This window comes from Pseudomonas veronii (assembly GCF_002028325.1).
Lineage (GTDB): Bacteria > Pseudomonadota > Gammaproteobacteria > Pseudomonadales > Pseudomonadaceae > Aquipseudomonas > Aquipseudomonas veronii.
Genome location: NZ_CP018420.1, coordinates 4,712,255 through 4,727,350, shown reverse-complemented (window position 1 = coordinate 4,727,350; position 15,096 = coordinate 4,712,255). Strand labels below are relative to the sequence as shown.

Annotated in this window: 17 protein-coding genes; 14 read left to right on the top strand and 3 right to left on the bottom strand. The window is 59.4% G+C overall.

Annotation, left to right across the window (positions count from 1 at the left end; genetic code table 11):
• Positions 1-50: 50 nt before the first annotated feature.
• Genes PverR02_RS21505 through PverR02_RS21480 form a run of 6 tightly spaced genes read left to right on the top strand, consistent with a single transcriptional unit; the run spans position 51 to position 6,001 of the window.
• Positions 51-1,604, top strand: a complete 1,554-nt coding sequence (locus PverR02_RS21505) for a sugar ABC transporter ATP-binding protein (protein ID WP_079444382.1) — start codon at positions 51-53, stop codon at positions 1,602-1,604.
• On the top strand, positions 1,601-2,578 hold the full coding sequence (locus tag PverR02_RS21500) for an ABC transporter permease (RefSeq protein ID WP_046382649.1): 978 nt from the start codon (positions 1,601-1,603) through the stop codon (positions 2,576-2,578). The genes PverR02_RS21505 and PverR02_RS21500 overlap by 4 nt, the downstream gene beginning before the upstream one ends.
• Before the next feature lie 3 nt (positions 2,579-2,581).
• Positions 2,582-3,604, top strand: coding sequence for a LacI family DNA-binding transcriptional regulator (locus tag PverR02_RS21495; protein ID WP_057005675.1), 1,023 nt, complete (start codon positions 2,582-2,584; stop codon positions 3,602-3,604).
• Positions 3,605-3,627: 23 nt separating this feature from the next.
• Positions 3,628-4,545, top strand: a complete 918-nt coding sequence (rbsK, locus tag PverR02_RS21490) for a ribokinase (RefSeq protein WP_079444381.1) — start codon at positions 3,628-3,630, stop codon at positions 4,543-4,545.
• Positions 4,542-4,946, top strand: coding sequence for a D-ribose pyranase (gene rbsD, locus PverR02_RS21485; RefSeq protein WP_046382652.1), 405 nt, complete (start codon positions 4,542-4,544; stop codon positions 4,944-4,946). The genes rbsK and rbsD overlap by 4 nt, the downstream gene beginning before the upstream one ends.
• A gap of 26 nt (positions 4,947-4,972) precedes the next feature.
• On the top strand, positions 4,973-6,001 hold the full coding sequence (locus PverR02_RS21480) for a nucleoside hydrolase (RefSeq protein WP_046382653.1): 1,029 nt from the start codon (positions 4,973-4,975) through the stop codon (positions 5,999-6,001).
• 33 nt (positions 6,002-6,034) lie between these two features.
• Here the strand turns inward: PverR02_RS21480 and PverR02_RS21475 are convergent, their stop codons facing one another.
• Positions 6,035-6,247, bottom strand: coding sequence for a hypothetical protein (locus tag PverR02_RS21475; RefSeq protein ID WP_017847671.1), 213 nt, complete (start codon positions 6,245-6,247; stop codon positions 6,035-6,037).
• A 171-nt stretch (positions 6,248-6,418) separates the two neighbouring features.
• On the opposite strand from PverR02_RS21475, the gene PverR02_RS21470 reads away from it, so the two are divergent.
• A complete protein-coding gene (locus PverR02_RS21470) occupies positions 6,419-6,727 on the top strand; it encodes a hypothetical protein (RefSeq protein ID WP_026140116.1) in 309 nt (102 codons plus the stop codon).
• Positions 6,728-6,871: 144 nt separating this feature from the next.
• On the top strand, positions 6,872-7,192 hold the full coding sequence (locus PverR02_RS21465) for an I78 family peptidase inhibitor (RefSeq protein ID WP_017847669.1): 321 nt from the start codon (positions 6,872-6,874) through the stop codon (positions 7,190-7,192).
• 72 nt (positions 7,193-7,264) lie between these two features.
• Here the strand turns inward: PverR02_RS21465 and PverR02_RS21460 are convergent, their stop codons facing one another.
• Entirely contained in the window at positions 7,265-7,477 is a 213-nt protein-coding gene (locus tag PverR02_RS21460; protein ID WP_003234260.1) for a cold-shock protein, read from the bottom strand.
• A gap of 289 nt (positions 7,478-7,766) precedes the next feature.
• Positions 7,767-8,081, bottom strand: coding sequence for a hypothetical protein (locus PverR02_RS21455; protein ID WP_079444380.1), 315 nt, complete (start codon positions 8,079-8,081; stop codon positions 7,767-7,769).
• Positions 8,082-8,449: 368 nt separating this feature from the next.
• Here PverR02_RS21455 and thrS point away from each other — a divergent pair, with 368 nt between their 5' ends.
• The 6 genes from thrS to pheT all read left to right on the top strand — a co-directional run bounded on the left by thrS (position 8,450) and on the right by pheT (position 15,096).
• A complete protein-coding gene (gene thrS, locus PverR02_RS21450; protein WP_079444379.1) occupies positions 8,450-10,372 on the top strand; it encodes a threonine--tRNA ligase in 1,923 nt (640 codons plus the stop codon).
• Positions 10,372-10,923: a translation initiation factor IF-3 gene (gene infC, locus PverR02_RS21445; RefSeq protein ID WP_169850653.1), complete on the top strand. Its 552-nt coding sequence runs from the start codon at positions 10,372-10,374 to the stop codon at positions 10,921-10,923. The genes thrS and infC overlap by 1 nt, the downstream gene beginning before the upstream one ends.
• Before the next feature lie 60 nt (positions 10,924-10,983).
• A complete protein-coding gene (rpmI, locus tag PverR02_RS21440) occupies positions 10,984-11,178 on the top strand; it encodes a 50S ribosomal protein L35 (protein ID WP_002553160.1) in 195 nt (64 codons plus the stop codon).
• 30 nt (positions 11,179-11,208) lie between these two features.
• Positions 11,209-11,565, top strand: a complete 357-nt coding sequence (gene rplT / locus PverR02_RS21435) for a 50S ribosomal protein L20 (protein WP_002553161.1) — start codon at positions 11,209-11,211, stop codon at positions 11,563-11,565.
• 109 nt (positions 11,566-11,674) lie between these two features.
• Positions 11,675-12,691, top strand: a complete 1,017-nt coding sequence (pheS, locus tag PverR02_RS21430) for a phenylalanine--tRNA ligase subunit alpha (RefSeq protein WP_017847666.1) — start codon at positions 11,675-11,677, stop codon at positions 12,689-12,691.
• A gap of 26 nt (positions 12,692-12,717) precedes the next feature.
• A complete protein-coding gene (pheT, locus tag PverR02_RS21425) occupies positions 12,718-15,096 on the top strand; it encodes a phenylalanine--tRNA ligase subunit beta (RefSeq protein ID WP_079444378.1) in 2,379 nt (792 codons plus the stop codon).

Genomic DNA, 15,096 nt, shown 5'->3' with positions numbered 1-15,096 from the left:
TGCACCCAACAGCGTCCGCTCACCCTGAGCGGACGCCTGGAGATTTTCCTATGTCATCTTCCGCCCCGAACGCTGTCCTCTCGGTCAGCGGTATCGGTAAGACTTATGCCCAGCCGGTTCTGTCCGACATCACCTTGACGCTCAATCGCGGGGAAGTGCTGGCGCTGACCGGTGAAAACGGCGCAGGCAAAAGTACCTTGTCGAAGATTATCGGCGGGCTGGTCACACCGACCGCCGGGCACATGCAATTCAACGGTCAGGACTACCGCCCCGGCAGTCGCACCCAGGCCGAAGAGCTGGGCGTGCGGATGGTCATGCAGGAACTCAACCTGCTGCCGACGCTGACCGTGGCCGAAAACCTGTTCCTGGACAACTTGCCCAGCCACTGTGGCTGGATCAGCCGTAAGCAGCTGCGTAGCGCGGCGATCGAAGCGATGGCGCAGGTCGGCCTGGATGCGATCGACCCGGACACCCTGGTCGGCAGCCTGGGTATTGGCCATCAGCAAATGGTCGAGATCGCCCGCAACCTGATCGGCGACTGCCATGTGCTGATTCTCGACGAGCCCACGGCTATGTTGACCGCCCGTGAAGTCGAGATGCTGTTTGAGCAAATCACCCGCCTGCAGGCCCGGGGCGTGGCGATCATTTATATTTCGCACCGGCTCGAAGAGTTGGCCCGTGTCGCCCAACGCATTGCAGTACTGCGTGACGGCAAACTGGTCTGCGTCGAGCCGATGGCCAATTACAACAGCGAGCAACTGGTGACCTTGATGGTCGGCCGCGAGCTGGGCGAGCACATTGACCTGGGGCCCCGTACCATCGGCGGCCCGGCTTTGACGGTGAAAGGGCTGACCCGTGCGGACAAGGTCCGCGACGTCTCCTTTGAAGTGCGTGCCGGCGAGATCTATGGCATCTCCGGCCTGATCGGCGCCGGCCGCACGGAATTGCTGCGCCTGATCTTCGGTGCCGACCTGGCCGACAGCGGCACCATTGCCCTGGGGGCGCCGGCCCAAGTGGTGAGCATTCGCTCGCCGGTCGACGCAGTCGGCCACGGCATCGCCTTGATCACCGAAGACCGCAAGGGCGAAGGCCTGCTGCTGACGCAATCCATCAGCGCGAATATCGCCTTGGGCAACATGCCGGAAATTTCCGGCGGCGGTGTGGTAAATAGTCGCGACGAAACCGCCCTGGCCAAGCGTCAGATCGACGCCATGCGTATCCGCAGTTCCAGTCCGGCGCAGTTGGTGTCCGAATTGTCCGGCGGTAACCAGCAGAAAGTCGTGATTGGCCGCTGGCTGGAGCGCGACTGCTCGGTGATGCTGTTCGATGAGCCGACCCGTGGCATCGACGTGGGGGCCAAGTTCGACATTTACGCCTTGCTCGGCGAGTTGACCCGCCAGGGCAAAGCACTGGTGGTGGTGTCCAGCGACCTGCGCGAGCTGATGTTGATCTGTGACCGCATCGGCGTGCTCTCTGCCGGGCGGTTGATCGAGACCTTCGAGCGCGACCGCTGGACCCAGGATGAATTGCTTGCCGCCGCCTTCGCCGGCTATCAGAAACGTGACGCGCTGCTCAACGATACAGTGCTTAGGAATGCCCAATGAAAACAACAACTTCCCCCGGTAAAGCGGGCGGCAATTTTTACGGCCTGGGCACCTACCTGGGGCTGGCGGGTGCGTTGCTGGCGATGATTGCGCTGTTTTCGGTGCTCAGCGATCACTTCTTGTCCTACGACACCTTCAGCACCCTGGCCAACCAGATCCCGGACCTGATGGTGCTGGCGGTGGGCATGACCTTCATCCTGATCATCGGCGGTATCGACCTGTCGGTGGGCTCGGTGCTGGCCCTGGCGGCGTCGGCGGTCAGCGTGGCGATTCTCGGCTGGGGTTGGAGCGTGTTGCCGGCCGCCGTGCTCGGCATGGGCTGCGCCGCGCTGGCCGGCACCATCACCGGCTCGATCACCGTGGCCTGGCGGATTCCGTCGTTTATCGTGTCCCTTGGCGTACTGGAAATGGCACGCGGCGTGGCGTACCAGATGACCGGCTCGCGCACGGCTTATATCGGTGACTCCTTTGCCTGGCTGTCCAATCCGATCGCCTTCGGGATTTCGCCTTCGTTCATCATCGCTTTGCTGGTGATCGTCGTCGCCCAACTGGTGTTGACTCGCACGGTATTCGGCCGTTACTTGATCGGTATCGGTACCAATGAAGAAGCCGTGCGTCTGGCCGGGATCAATCCCAAACCTTACAAGATCCTGGTGTTCAGCCTGATGGGCCTGCTGGCGGGTGTTGCGGCGCTGTTCCAGATATCGCGCCTGGAGGCGGCGGACCCGAACGCCGGGTCCGGCCTGGAACTGCAAGTGATCGCGGCCGTGGTGATCGGCGGCACCAGCCTGATGGGCGGGCGCGGCTCGGTGATCAGTACGTTCTTCGGTGTGTTGATTATTTCGGTATTGGCGGCTGGCCTGGCGCAGATCGGTGCCACCGAACCCACCAAGCGCATCATCACCGGGGCCGTGATTGTGATTGCCGTGGTCCTCGATACCTACCGCAGTCAACGCGCCAGTCGGCGGGGCTGAACCATGGCGACGATTAAGGATGTGGCAGCACTTGCAGGTATTTCCTACACCACCGTGTCGCATGTGGTGAACAAGACGCGCCCGGTCAGCGAGCCGGTGCGCCTCAAGGTGGAAGCGGCGATCAAGCAACTGGACTATGTGCCCAGCGCCGTGGCGCGTTCGCTCAAGGCCAAGACCACCGCCACCATCGGCCTGCTTGTGCCCAACAGCCTCAACCCGTATTTCGCCGAGCTGGCCCGGGGGATCGAGGATTACTGCGAGCGTAATGGCTATTGCGTGATCCTCTGCAACTCCGACGACAACGCCGAAAAGCAACGCAGCTATTTGCGAGTGTTGCTGGAGAAGCGCGTCGATGGCTTGATCGTGACCTCGGTGGGCGGCGACGACAGCGGCCTGGCCGCGGGCTTGAGCGCGGTCCGCACGCCCATGGTGATTGTCGACCGGGCGTTGGACGGTATTGATGTCGACCTGGTGCGTATAGATCACGAGCAGGGCGCCTACCTGGCGACCCGGCATTTACTTGAACTGGGCCATCGGGACATCGCCTGCATCGGCGGCCCTGGCCATACCCGTGTGGCACAAATGCGTCTGGCGGGGTATCACCGCGCTTTGCGCGAGGCGGGTATCGACGTTGCCGCCAATCGCACCCTGGAAAGCGACTTCACCAGCACCGGCGGTTATGCCGCGGCAGTGAAGTTGCTGTCGGAAAACCCGCCGAGCGCGATTTTCGCCAGCAACGACATGATCGGTTTCGGCGTGTTGCGTGCGGCAGCCGAGCGCAACATCCGCGTGCCGAGCGAATTGTCGGTGATCGGCTTCGATGACATCCAAATGAGCCGCTACGTGTACCCGGCGCTGACCACGGTCGGGCAGTCGATCGTGCAATTGGGCGAGACGGCGGCCGAGTTGTTACTGCGACGAATTGCGACCCCCCAACTGCCGATCGATCAACGCATCGTGACGCCGAGTATTGTCTTGCGTGAGTCGACGGCGCCACTTGCCGGTGTGTTCGCCCAATACCGCTGAACCGAATTGATGAGTACTGATGTATGCCAGCAAAAGTAGTGGTAGTAGGCAGCTTGAACATGGACCTGGTCACCCGCGCCAGCCGGTTGCCCCGCGCCGGTGAAACCCTGATCGGCCAATCGTTTTCCACCGTCCCCGGTGGCAAGGGCGCGAACCAGGCCGTCGCATCGGCGCGGCTGGGGGCTGAGGTGGCGATGATCGGCTGCATCGGCTCTGACGCCTACGGCATCCAATTGCGCGATGCGTTGCTGGCCGAAGGCATCGATTGCCAGGCTGTGAGCCGTGTCGACGGGTCCAGCGGTGTGGCGTTGATTGTGGTGGACGACAGCAGCCAGAACGCGATCGTGATCGTTGCCGGCAGTAACGGTGAGCTGACGCCCGCTTCGTTGCAGGCGGCTGATGCGGTGTTGCAGGCCGCCGACGTAATCGTCTGTCAGCTTGAAGTGCCGCTGGAGACCGTCGGGTATGCGCTCAAGCGCGGGCGTGAACTGGGCAAGACGGTGATCCTCAATCCGGCCCCGGCCAGCGGTCCTTTGCCGGCGCAGTGGTATGCCTCGATCGATTACCTGATCCCCAACGAGAGCGAAGCCACCGCCCTGAGCGGCGTGGCGGTGGACTCCCTGGACAGCGCCAAGCTCGCCGCGGCGCAGTTGATCAAGGCCGGCGCCGCTAAAGTGATCATCACCCTCGGCGCTCAGGGCGCGCTGTTCAGCGATGGCAACCGTTTTGAGCACCTGGCAGCGCCCAACGTCAAGGCGGTGGACACCACGGCTGCCGGCGACACGTTCGTCGGCGGTTTTGCCGCAGTGCTGGCCCATGGCAAAAGCGAAGCCGAGGCGATTCGTTTTGGTCAGGTGGCGGCCGCGCTGTCAGTCACCCGCGCCGGCGCGCAACCCTCTATTCCTACGCTGCACGACGTTCAAGGTTTTGTGCCCTCATGAAAAAGACACCGCTGCTCAATATCGCCCTGTCACGCCTGATCGCCTCCCTCGGGCATGGCGACATCCTGGTTATCGGTGATGCGGGCCTGCCCGTGCCGCCGGGCGTCGAGTTGATCGACTTGGCCCTGACCCAGGGCATTCCCGACTTCATCAGCACCTTGCGCATTGTGCTCAGCGAAATGCAGGTGGAAAGCCACGTGCTGGCCGAAGAAATCCTGCTCAAGCAACCGCCGGCACTCAGCGCACTCAATGCCCTGACCGACCAGGCGGCGCTCGGCGAGCGGCGTCTGCTCAGTCATGACGCATTCAAGCAACTGAGCCGCAGCGCGCGTGCCATTGTCCGCACGGGCGAGTGCCAGCCTTATTGCAATATCGCACTGGTGTCCGGCGTCACGTTCTAGAGTTCCCCAACGACAAGGAGTGTTTCATGCCGCGTAATCTTCCAACCCTGAGAAATCTGTTCCGGAGTGTTTTGCTTTTGTCTGCACTCACCGCAGTGAGCGCCCAAGCGGCGGAAAAAATCGACCTGATCATCGACACCGACCCAGGTGCCGACGATGTAGTGGCCTTGCTGTTTGCCATGGCCTCCCCGGAGGAGTTGAACATTCGGGCGCTGACCACCGTCGCCGGCAATGTGCGCCTGGACAAGACCTCGCGTAACGCGCGCCTGGCTCGTGAGTGGGCAGGGCGAGAGGACATCCCGGTGTACGCGGGCGCACCGAAACCGCTGCTGCGCACGCCGATCTACGCCGAAAATATCCATGGCAAGGAAGGCATCTCCGGTGTCGCCGTACATGAGCCGAAAAAGGCCCTGGCCGAAGGCAATGCCGTTGATTACCTGATCAAGACCCTGAGCACCGCCAAGCCGCACAGCATCACCATCGCCATGCTTGGCCCGCAGACCAACCTGGCGTTGGCGCTGACCCAGGCGCCTGAGATCACCCAGGGCATCAAGGAAGTGGTGGTGATGGGCGGCGCGCACTTCAACGGCGGCAATATCACGCCGGTGGCCGAGTTCAACCTGTTCGCCGACCCGGTCGCGGCCGAGATTGTGCTCAAGAGCGGCGTCAAGCTGACCTATCTGCCGTTGGACGTGACCCACAAGGTGCTGACCAGTGAAGCGCGCCTGAAGAAGATCGCCGACATCAACAACAACGCGAGCAAAGTCGTTGGCGATATTCTCAATGAATACGTCAAAGGCGATATGGAGCACTACGGCATTCCTGGCGGCCCGGTGCATGACGCCACAGTCATCGCGTATCTGCTCAAACCTTCGTTGTTCAGCGGGCGTCAGGCCAATATGGTGGTGGACAGCCGCGAAGGGCCGACCTTTGGCCAGACCATCGTCGATTGGTATGACGGCCTGAAGCAGGAAAAGAATGTGTTCTGGGTTGAGAATGGCGACGCCCAGGGCTTTTTCGATCTGTTGACCGAGCGCCTGGCGCGCCTGAAGTAAGGTGATTGCCGGTCGGCGCTCGCCGGCCGGTGCTTAATCGCGCCCGGGGTTGTGTGCGCCCATGTGATCGGCCGGGTATTTCTCGAAAACCTGGCCAATGAACGCTTGCGCGGCCTGGGTGCCCAACTCCTTGACCAACAGGTCGATACCGATGATCGCCAATTCTTCCGGGCTTCCGGGGCTGTAGGAACTCTGCCCTTGGGGCCACTTGGCTTTGATGTCGGCTTGGAGCGTTACGGTGGTCATGGGTGTCTCACGAGCTGGAAGTACGGGGTGATGCGCTAAAACGCGGTTCTTACGTCGGCAGTTAAGCATTTTGTACGGCGTTTGGCACTGCTACTTACGCATGAGGTATTTCGAAATGAGGCAAGCAGTGTGCGACACTGTCAGCCTGTTTTAATGACCGGGGAACACCGCGTGCAGATCGACTTGAACAACCCCGAGAACCTGACACTGGCCGCCGTGCGCCAACTGCTTGCCAGTGCCAGTGACGATGAACACACTCAATTGCGAGTCACCAGGGCAGGTATTGCCTACATCTCCTCCGGCAAGGCCGTCGGCGGCGTCGATATCGATGGGTTGCTGTTTCGCCTGGAAACCTGGGCCAAGGGCTCCGGTTACGTCGGAAACGTGGCCGCCAGCGATGAGGTCTGGGTCACACAGATTTTCAATGCCTTGAAACAGAACTGGCCAAAGCCACCGTTTGACTACATCGACATCTACTGAATTCGTTCATATCTGGTGACGATTGATCGGGCGAATGCCTGCCCTGAGTCAGGCAGACTTGCCAGCAGGCGATTTACGTCTTGAAACCAATCCGCCTGATCGCTGTCGCACGATCTCTGTCCATTTTTTATCATAGGAGGCTTCATGCCTTGGAAGCTCGCATCATTCGGTACTTTGTTGGCGGCACTCGCGTTGGCGGGTTGCAGCACCCCGGGTACCTCTGAGCCAGCCAAAGATGCCGCCGTGACCGATGCCGGTCATAGCCGCTGTGAGGCGAAGGCCGCCGAGTTCACGATCGGCCAGAAAGCCTCGCCCCAGTTGCTGGAGCAAGCGCGTACCCGTGCCGGTGCGCAGAACGCCCGAATTCTCAAGCCTAACGATATGATCACCCTGGAATACCGCTCCGACCGCCTTAACCTCAACACCGACGACAACCTGGTGATCACCCGGGTCAATTGCGGCTGATAGCCACAGGCTTTTGCAGCGCCCATAAAAAACCCCGTCACATGGACGGGGTTTTTTTAGCTCAGCGGAGAATTACTCGCCGCGAACCTGTGCAGCTTGCATACCCTTTTGGCCTTTCTCAGCCACGAAGGAAACGGTTTGGCCTTCTTTCAGGCTTTTGAAACCGTCGCTTTCGATAGCTTTGAAGTGTACGAACAGGTCGTCACCGCCACCTTGAGGAGTGATGAAGCCGAAGCCTTTTTCATCGTTGAACCATTTAACGGTGCCGGTTTGGCGATTAGACATGGTGTATCTCCAAGAAACATATATTTTCAGTAGTGCTGTGCTGCTCAGGCCAACTGGGCACACAGGGCTATCATAGTCGAAATGTTCGGCTTGGGAGCCCCCCCAAGGCACTGTTTGCTAATCAATAGCCCCGGGTTTAGTCCTTCGGTTGGCTGAAAGCCCCGATCTACGGGGCTTTCGCACGAAATATCAGCTGGTAAAAAAAGCCGTAAAAGCTGCGTATTTTGTGCGAAATGGCAGTTTTAAGAGGGCTTTTACCGAAAAACTGCCATCCGAATTGCAGCGATTCTTACTTTTTCTTCACGACTTTGCAGGACGAAATAGCCGCGACTGCTTTGTTTTTAAGCGCCTGGCTCGCGTTCTGGTTGGTCATGAGTTCCTTGATTTCCGCGGTGCTCAATTCAGCATTGATCTTGTCGGCGCCGCATTCGCAGTGTGCTTTGGCGGTTTTGATGTCCACGTTCTGGCTGGCGGCTGAGCTGCAGTCTTTGACGAATGCGTCCCTGGCGCCCGCAGGCCAGTTCGAAGGGGCGGCGGCCTGTGCGCCGAGGGAGAGAAGGGTAAGGGATGCTGCAAGCGCGAAGGTCGAGGAAAAACGCATCATTAAATGCTCCTAAAGTCGTGAGGACGAATGGCGATTCTCGGCGGATTTGACGGGGGACGTACAGCTCAAGTTCACTTTTGCCGCTATAAAAGCGGGAATTTGTTATTGGCTGTGGCGCCGTGGGCGCGATGACCGTTCATCTGTGCTAGCATCGTGTGCTTGGCTATTTCCGGGCGCGCCAAATGCCGCCTTGCCATGTTTCTTTTTCGTCCACTCCAGTCACTCTGGTTCGATCACCGGTTGGCCGAAAGGCTCCTGCCGCTGTAAGGCAGGCGTTCATCACTGAACGGCCTGGTATTGGATCTTGTACTGGCTCATCCCAACCCACGTGACCTTTGGTAGGGGTCACCACTAGGAGAGGAGGCGCCATGCCAACTATTACTCTTCCCGATGGCAGTCAACGTTCATTCGATCATTCGGTTTCCGTAGCCGAGGTCGCCGCATCCATTGGTGCCGGCCTGGCCAAGGCCACCGTGGCCGGCAAGGTCGACGGCAAGCTGGTTGACGCCAGCGACCTGATCACCGCCGATGCCAGCCTGCAAATCATCACGCCCAAGGATCAAGAGGGGCTGGAGATCATTCGCCACTCTTGCGCACACCTGATTGGCCACGCGGTCAAGCAGCTGTACCCGGCGGCGAAAATGGTGATCGGCCCGGTCATCGACGATGGCTTCTATTACGACATCGCCTACGAGCGTCCTTTTACTCCGGACGATCTGGCCGCGATCGAACAGCGCATGCATGCGCTGATCGAAAAAGATTACGACGTGATCAAGAAAGTCACGCCGCGCGCCGAAGTGATCGACGTGTTCACTGCCCGTGGCGAAGACTACAAGCTGCGCCTGGTGGAAGACATGCCGGACGAACAGGCCATGGGCCTGTACTACCACGAAGAATACGTCGACATGTGCCGTGGCCCGCACGTGCCGAACACGCGTTTCCTCAAATCGTTCAAGTTGACCAAACTGTCCGGTGCCTACTGGCGCGGCGACGCGAAGAACGAGCAACTGCAGCGGATCTACGGCACGGCCTGGGCTGACAAGAAGCAGCTGGCCGCCTACGTCCAGCGCATCGAAGAAGCCGAGAAACGCGACCACCGCAAGATCGGCAAGCGCCTGAACCTGTTCCACCTCCAGGAAGAAGCGCCGGGCATGGTGTTCTGGCACCCGAACGGCTGGACCCTGTATCAGGTGCTCGAGCAGTACATGCGCAAGGTTCAGCGCGAAAACGGCTACCTGGAGATCAAGACTCCTCAGGTTGTTGACCGCAGCCTGTGGGAGAAATCCGGGCACTGGGCCAACTACGCCGACAACATGTTCACTACCCAGTCGGAAAACCGCGACTACGCCATCAAGCCGATGAACTGCCCTTGCCACGTGCAGGTGTTCAACCAAGGCCTGAAGAGCTACCGCGAGTTGCCGATGCGCCTGGCCGAGTTCGGTGCCTGCCACCGCAACGAGCCGTCGGGTGCGCTGCACGGCATCATGCGCGTGCGCGGCTTCACTCAGGACGACGCCCACATCTTCTGCACCGAAGAGCAGATGCAGGCCGAATCCGCTGCGTTCATCAAGCTGACCATGGACGTTTATCGCGATTTCGGCTTTACCGAAGTCGAAATGAAGCTGTCCACTCGTCCGGAAAAACGCGTCGGTTCCGATGAATTGTGGGATCGCGCCGAAGCCGCACTGGCCGCTGCGCTAGACAGCGCGGGCCTTGCGTATGATCTGCAGCCGGGTGAGGGCGCCTTCTACGGTCCGAAAATCGAGTTTTCGCTGAAAGATTGTCTTGGTCGTGTCTGGCAATGTGGTACTTTGCAGCTCGATTTTAACCTGCCGATCCGTCTGGGAGCCGAATACGTCTCCGAAGACAACAGCCGTAAACACCCGGTTATGCTGCACCGGGCGATCCTCGGCTCGTTCGAACGGTTCGTCGGTATCCTGATCGAGCACTACGAGGGCGCATTCCCCGCGTGGTTGGCTCCGACCCAGGCAGTGATCATGAATATCACTGATAAACAGGCCGATTTTGCTGCTGAAGTTGAAAAAACTCTCAACGAAAGCGGATTTCGTGCCAAGTCCGACTTGAGAAATGAAAAGATCGGCTTTAAAATCCGCGAGCATACTTTGCTCAAGGTTCCCTATCTTTTGGTTATCGGAGATCGGGAAGTCGAGATGCAGACTGTCGCTGTGCGTACTCGTGAAGGTGCTGACCTGGGCTCGATGCCCGTCGCCCAGTTCGCTGAGTTCCTCGCGCAAGCGGTTTCCCGGCGTGGTCGCCCAGATTCGGAGTAATTATTATTAAGCGTGAAATGAGACAAGATAAACGAGCTGCACCGAAAGCCCCGATCAACGAGAATATCTCGGCACGCGAGGTTCGGTTAATTGGCGCTGACGGCGAGCAGATTGGCATCGTCTCGATTGATGAAGCGCTTCGTATCGCTGAAGAGTCCAAACTGGACCTGGTGGAAATTTCCGCCGACGCAGTCCCACCTGTTTGCCGGGTGATGGACTACGGCAAGTCGATCTTCGAAAAGAAGAAGCAGATTGCTGCGGCGAAGAAGAACCAGAAGCAGATTCAAGTAAAAGAAATCAAGTTTCGTCCAGGGACGGAGGAAGGGGATTACCAGGTAAAACTGCGCAACCTGGTACGTTTCCTGAGTGATGGGGACAGGGCCAAGGTATCCTTGCGATTCCGCGGCCGTGAGATGGCCCACCAGGAGCTGGGGATGGAACTCCTCAAGCGGGTTGAAGCTGACCTGCTCGAGTACGGTTCGGTCGAACAGCATCCTAAGATGGAAGGACGCCAACTGATCATGGTCATCGCCCCGAAAAAGAAGAAGTAATCAATAGGGCACGGCAGGCCTTCTGATTATGTTTATCAACTGAATGCGGAGTATCCGAACATGCCAAAGATGAAGACTAAAAGTGGTGCTGCTAAGCGGTTTCTGAAAACTGCTAACGGTATCAAGCACAAGCACGCTTTCAAGAGCCACATCCTGACCAAAATGTCGACCAAGCGTAAGCGTCAACTGCGCGGTAGCAGCTTGCTGCATCCGTCTGACGTGGCAAAAGTCGAGCGCATGCTGCGCCTTCGTTAATTTTTGGATCAAGAATAGAGGAAGTAACTCATGGCTCGTGTAAAGCGTGGCGTCATTGCCCGTAAACGTCACAAAAAAATTCTGAAACTTGCTAAAGGCTACTACGGCGCGCGTTCACGCGTATTCCGTGTCGCCAAGCAAGCGGTAATCAAGGCAGGCCAATACGCCTACCGTGACCGTCGTCAGAAAAAACGTCAGTTCCGCGCTCTGTGGATCGCTCGTATCAACGCTGGTGCTCGTGTTAACGGTCTGTCCTACAGCCGTTTCATCGCTGGCCTGAAAAAAGCGTCCATCGAGATCGACCGTAAGGTTCTGGCTGATCTGGCAGTGAACGAAAAAGCGGCGTTTGCTGCGATTGTCGAGAAAGCTAAAGCCACCTTGGCTTAAGTACCCCCGACAGTCACCCTGGGCTACTCCTGTGGCCCAAGGTGTTAAACGTCATAAATAGGGGAAGAGCCTTCAAGCTCTTCCCCTATTTTGTATCTGGAGTCTGTACATGGAAAACCTGGACGCGCTCGTCGCTCAAGCTCTTGAGGCTGTGCAAAGCGCTGAAGATATCAATGCCCTGGAGCAAATCCGGGTTCACTACCTTGGCAAAAAGGGTGAATTGACTCAGGTGATGAAGACCCTGGGGAATTTGCCGGCTGAAGAGCGTCCGCAAGTCGGTGCGCTGATCAACGTCGCCAAGGAGCGTGTCACAGAGGTTCTCAATGCGCGCAAGGCGTCGCTCGAGGAGGCCGAACTTTCGGCCAAGCTCGCCGCCGAGTCCATTGACGTAACCTTGCCTGGCCGTGGCCAGGCCTCGGGCGGTCTGCATCCGATCACCCGGACTCTGGAACGTATCGAGCAGTTCTTCACCCATATCGGCTACGGCATCGCCGAAGGCCCTGAGGTCGAAGACGACTATCACAACTTCGAGGCGCTCAACATCCCAGGCCATCACCCGGCCCGGTCGATGCACGACACCTTCTATTTCAACGCGAACATGTTGTTGCGCACCCATACCTCGCCGGTACAGGTCCGCACCATGGAAGCGAACAAGCCGCCGATCCGCATCGTCTGCCCAGGCCGTGTGTACCGCAGCGACTCCGATATTACCCACTCGCCGATGTTCCACCAGGTCGAAGGCCTGCTGGTCGATCGCGATATCAATTTCGCCGACCTCAAAGGCACCATCGAAGAGTTCCTGCGGGTGTTCTTCGAGAAAGAGCTGGCGGTGCGTTTCCGTCCATCGTTCTTCCCGTTCACCGAGCCTTCCGCCGAAGTCGACATGGAATGCGTGATGTGCAGCGGTAAAGGCTGCCGCGTCTGCAAGCAGACCGGCTGGCTGGAAGTGATGGGCTGCGGCATGGTTCACCCCAACGTGCTGCGCATGTCCGGGATCGACCCGGAAGAGTTCTCGGGCTTTGCCTTCGGCATGGGCGTTGAGCGTCTGGCCATGCTGCGTTACGGCGTGAACGACTTGCGTCTGTTCTTCGACAACGACTTGCGGTTCCTCGCGCAATTTCGCTAGTCGTAACGAATCTTTAGGAGAGCAGGATGAAATTCAGTGAACAATGGCTGCGTGGCTGGGTAAGCCCGCAGGTAAGCCGTGACGAGCTGGTTGCTCGTCTGTCGATGGCCGGTCTTGAGGTCGATAGCGTTACTCCGGCCGCCGGCGTATTCAGCGGTGTGGTCGTGGGTGAGGTGCTGAGCACCGAGCAGCACCCCGATGCCGACAAATTGCGTGTGTGTCAGGTCAGCAATGGCGCGCAGACGTTCCAGGTCGTGTGCGGAGCGCCTAATGTGCGCCCGGGCCTGAAGATCCCGTTCGCCATGATCGGCGCCGAACTGCCGGGCGACTTCAAGATCAAGAAAGCCAAGCTGCGTGGCGTTGAGTCCAACGGCATGCTGTGCTCCCAGGCGGAACTGCAGGTGGGCGAGGGCAATGATGGCCTGATGGAGCTGCCGGCCGACGCGCCCGTGGGCCAGGACATTCGTGTCTACCTGGAACTGGAAGACGCCAGCATCGAGGTCGACCTGACCCCGAACCGCGGCGACTGCCTGTCCCTGGCGGGCCTGGCGCGTGAAGTAGGCGCGCTGTACGACGCGCCCGTCACCCGGCCGGTGGTTGCCGCAGTTGCTGCGGTGCATGATGAAGTGCGCTCGATCGAAGTACTGGCACCCAACGCGTGCCCGCGTTACCTGGGGCGTGTGATCCGCAACGTCGACCTGTCCAAACCAACGCCGCTGTGGATGGTTGAGCGCCTGCGTCGCGCTGACGTGCGCAGCATCGACGCCGCCGTCGATATCACCAACTATGTGATGATTGAACTCGGCCAGCCGTTGCACGCGTTCGATCTCGCCGAAATCAATGGCGGCATCCGTGTGCGGATGGCGGAAGAAGGCGAGAAGCTGGTTCTGCTCGACGGCCAGGAAGTCAGCCTGCGTGCCGACACCCTGGTGATCGCCGACCATTCCCGCGTCCTGGCGATTGCCGGTGTGATGGGTGGCGAACACAGCGGTGTGTCCGCAACCACGCGTGACATCTTTCTTGAGAGCGCATTCTTCGACCAGATCGCCATCGCCGGCAAGGCTCGTTCCTACGGCCTGCACACCGATGCGTCGCACCGCTACGAGCGTGGCGTGGACTGGAAACTGGCGCGTGAAGCCATGGAGCGCGCCACTGGCCTGCTGCTGGAAATCACCGGTGGCGAAGCGGGCCCGATCACTGAAACCGTCAGCGAACAATACCTGCCGTCGATTGCACCGATCACCCTGCGCGCCAAAAGCGTTGAGCAAATGCTCGGCCTGGTGATCGAGCCAGCGGAAATCGAGCGTCTGCTTTCGGCCCTCGGCCTGGGCATTGCCGCCGGTGAAGCCGGACAGTGGCGCGTTGAGGTGCCAAGCCATCGCTTCGATATCAGTCTCGAAGTCGACCTGATCGAAGAACTGGCCCGTCTCTACGGCTACAACCGTCTGCCGGTTCGCTACCCGCAAGCGCGCCTGGCGCCGCAACCCAAGGCCGAAGCGCGCGCGCACCTGCCTGAGCTGCGCCGTCTGCTGGTTGCCCGTGGCTATCAGGAAGCGGTGACCTACAGCTTCATCGATCCTAAGCAGTTCGAACTGTTCAACCCAGGCGTCGAGCCGCTGTTGTTGGCCAACCCGATCTCCAACGACATGGCTGCCATGCGTTCGTCGTTGTGGCCCGGCCTGGTGAAAGCACTTTCCCACAACCTGAACCGCCAGCAAGACCGCGTGCGTATGTTCGAAAGCGGCCTGCGTTTCGTCGGCCAGCTGGATGGCTTGAAGCAAGAGCCGATGCTTGCCGGTGTTGTTTGCGGTAGCCGCTTGCCGGAAGGCTGGGCCCAAGGCCGTGATGCAGTGGACTTCTTCGACGTTAAAGCGGACGTGGAAGCCGTATTGGGCTTTGCCGGAGCACTGAACGACTTCTCGTTCGTGCCAGGCAGCCACCCAGCGTTGCACCCGGGCCAGACGGCGCGCATCGAGCGCGAAGGTCGACTGGTGGGCTTCGTCGGTGCCCTTCACCCGGAACTGTCGAAAACCCTCGGTCTCGACCGTCCGGTCTTCGTTTTCGAACTGGTCCTGGCCGAAGTCGCTTTGGGCAAGATGCCGAAATTCAGCGAGCTGTCGCGCTTCCCGGAAGTGCGTCGCGACCTGGCGCTGATCGCCGATCGTGAAGTGTCCGCCACGGCCGTTCTGGATGTCATCCGTGAAAATGCAGGCGAATGGCTGACGGACCTCAGGCTATTTGACGTCTATCAGGGTAAAGGCATTGATCCGCATAGAAAAAGCCTTGCAGTTGGCTTGACCTGGCAGCATCCATCGCGCACTCTTAATGACGATGAGGTGAATACCACGACACAAAATATCCTCACCTCGCTCGAACAAAGGTTGAACGCCACGTTAAGGAAGTGA

Bases quoted from the DNA above. Each gene is read 5' to 3' on its own strand.
- PverR02_RS21505 (WP_079444382.1), top strand. From the start codon at position 51: ATGTCATCTTCCGCCCCGAACGCTGTCCTCTCGGTCAGCGGTATCGGT.
- PverR02_RS21500 (WP_046382649.1), top strand. From the start codon at position 1,601: ATGAAAACAACAACTTCCCCCGGTAAAGCGGGCGGCAATTTTTACGGC.
- PverR02_RS21495 (WP_057005675.1), top strand. From the start codon at position 2,582: ATGGCGACGATTAAGGATGTGGCAGCACTTGCAGGTATTTCCTACACC.
- rbsK (WP_079444381.1), top strand. From the start codon at position 3,628: ATGCCAGCAAAAGTAGTGGTAGTAGGCAGCTTGAACATGGACCTGGTC.
- rbsD (WP_046382652.1), top strand. From the start codon at position 4,542: ATGAAAAAGACACCGCTGCTCAATATCGCCCTGTCACGCCTGATCGCC.
- PverR02_RS21480 (WP_046382653.1), top strand. From the start codon at position 4,973: ATGCCGCGTAATCTTCCAACCCTGAGAAATCTGTTCCGGAGTGTTTTG.
- PverR02_RS21475 (WP_017847671.1), bottom strand. From the start codon at position 6,247: ATGACCACCGTAACGCTCCAAGCCGACATCAAAGCCAAGTGGCCCCAA.
- PverR02_RS21465 (WP_017847669.1), top strand. From the start codon at position 6,872: ATGCCTTGGAAGCTCGCATCATTCGGTACTTTGTTGGCGGCACTCGCG.
- PverR02_RS21460 (WP_003234260.1), bottom strand. From the start codon at position 7,477: ATGTCTAATCGCCAAACCGGCACCGTTAAATGGTTCAACGATGAAAAA.
- PverR02_RS21455 (WP_079444380.1), bottom strand. From the start codon at position 8,081: ATGATGCGTTTTTCCTCGACCTTCGCGCTTGCAGCATCCCTTACCCTT.
- thrS (WP_079444379.1), top strand. From the start codon at position 8,450: ATGCCAACTATTACTCTTCCCGATGGCAGTCAACGTTCATTCGATCAT.
- rpmI (WP_002553160.1), top strand. From the start codon at position 10,984: ATGCCAAAGATGAAGACTAAAAGTGGTGCTGCTAAGCGGTTTCTGAAA.
- rplT (WP_002553161.1), top strand. From the start codon at position 11,209: ATGGCTCGTGTAAAGCGTGGCGTCATTGCCCGTAAACGTCACAAAAAA.
- pheS (WP_017847666.1), top strand. From the start codon at position 11,675: ATGGAAAACCTGGACGCGCTCGTCGCTCAAGCTCTTGAGGCTGTGCAA.
- pheT (WP_079444378.1), top strand. From the start codon at position 12,718: ATGAAATTCAGTGAACAATGGCTGCGTGGCTGGGTAAGCCCGCAGGTA.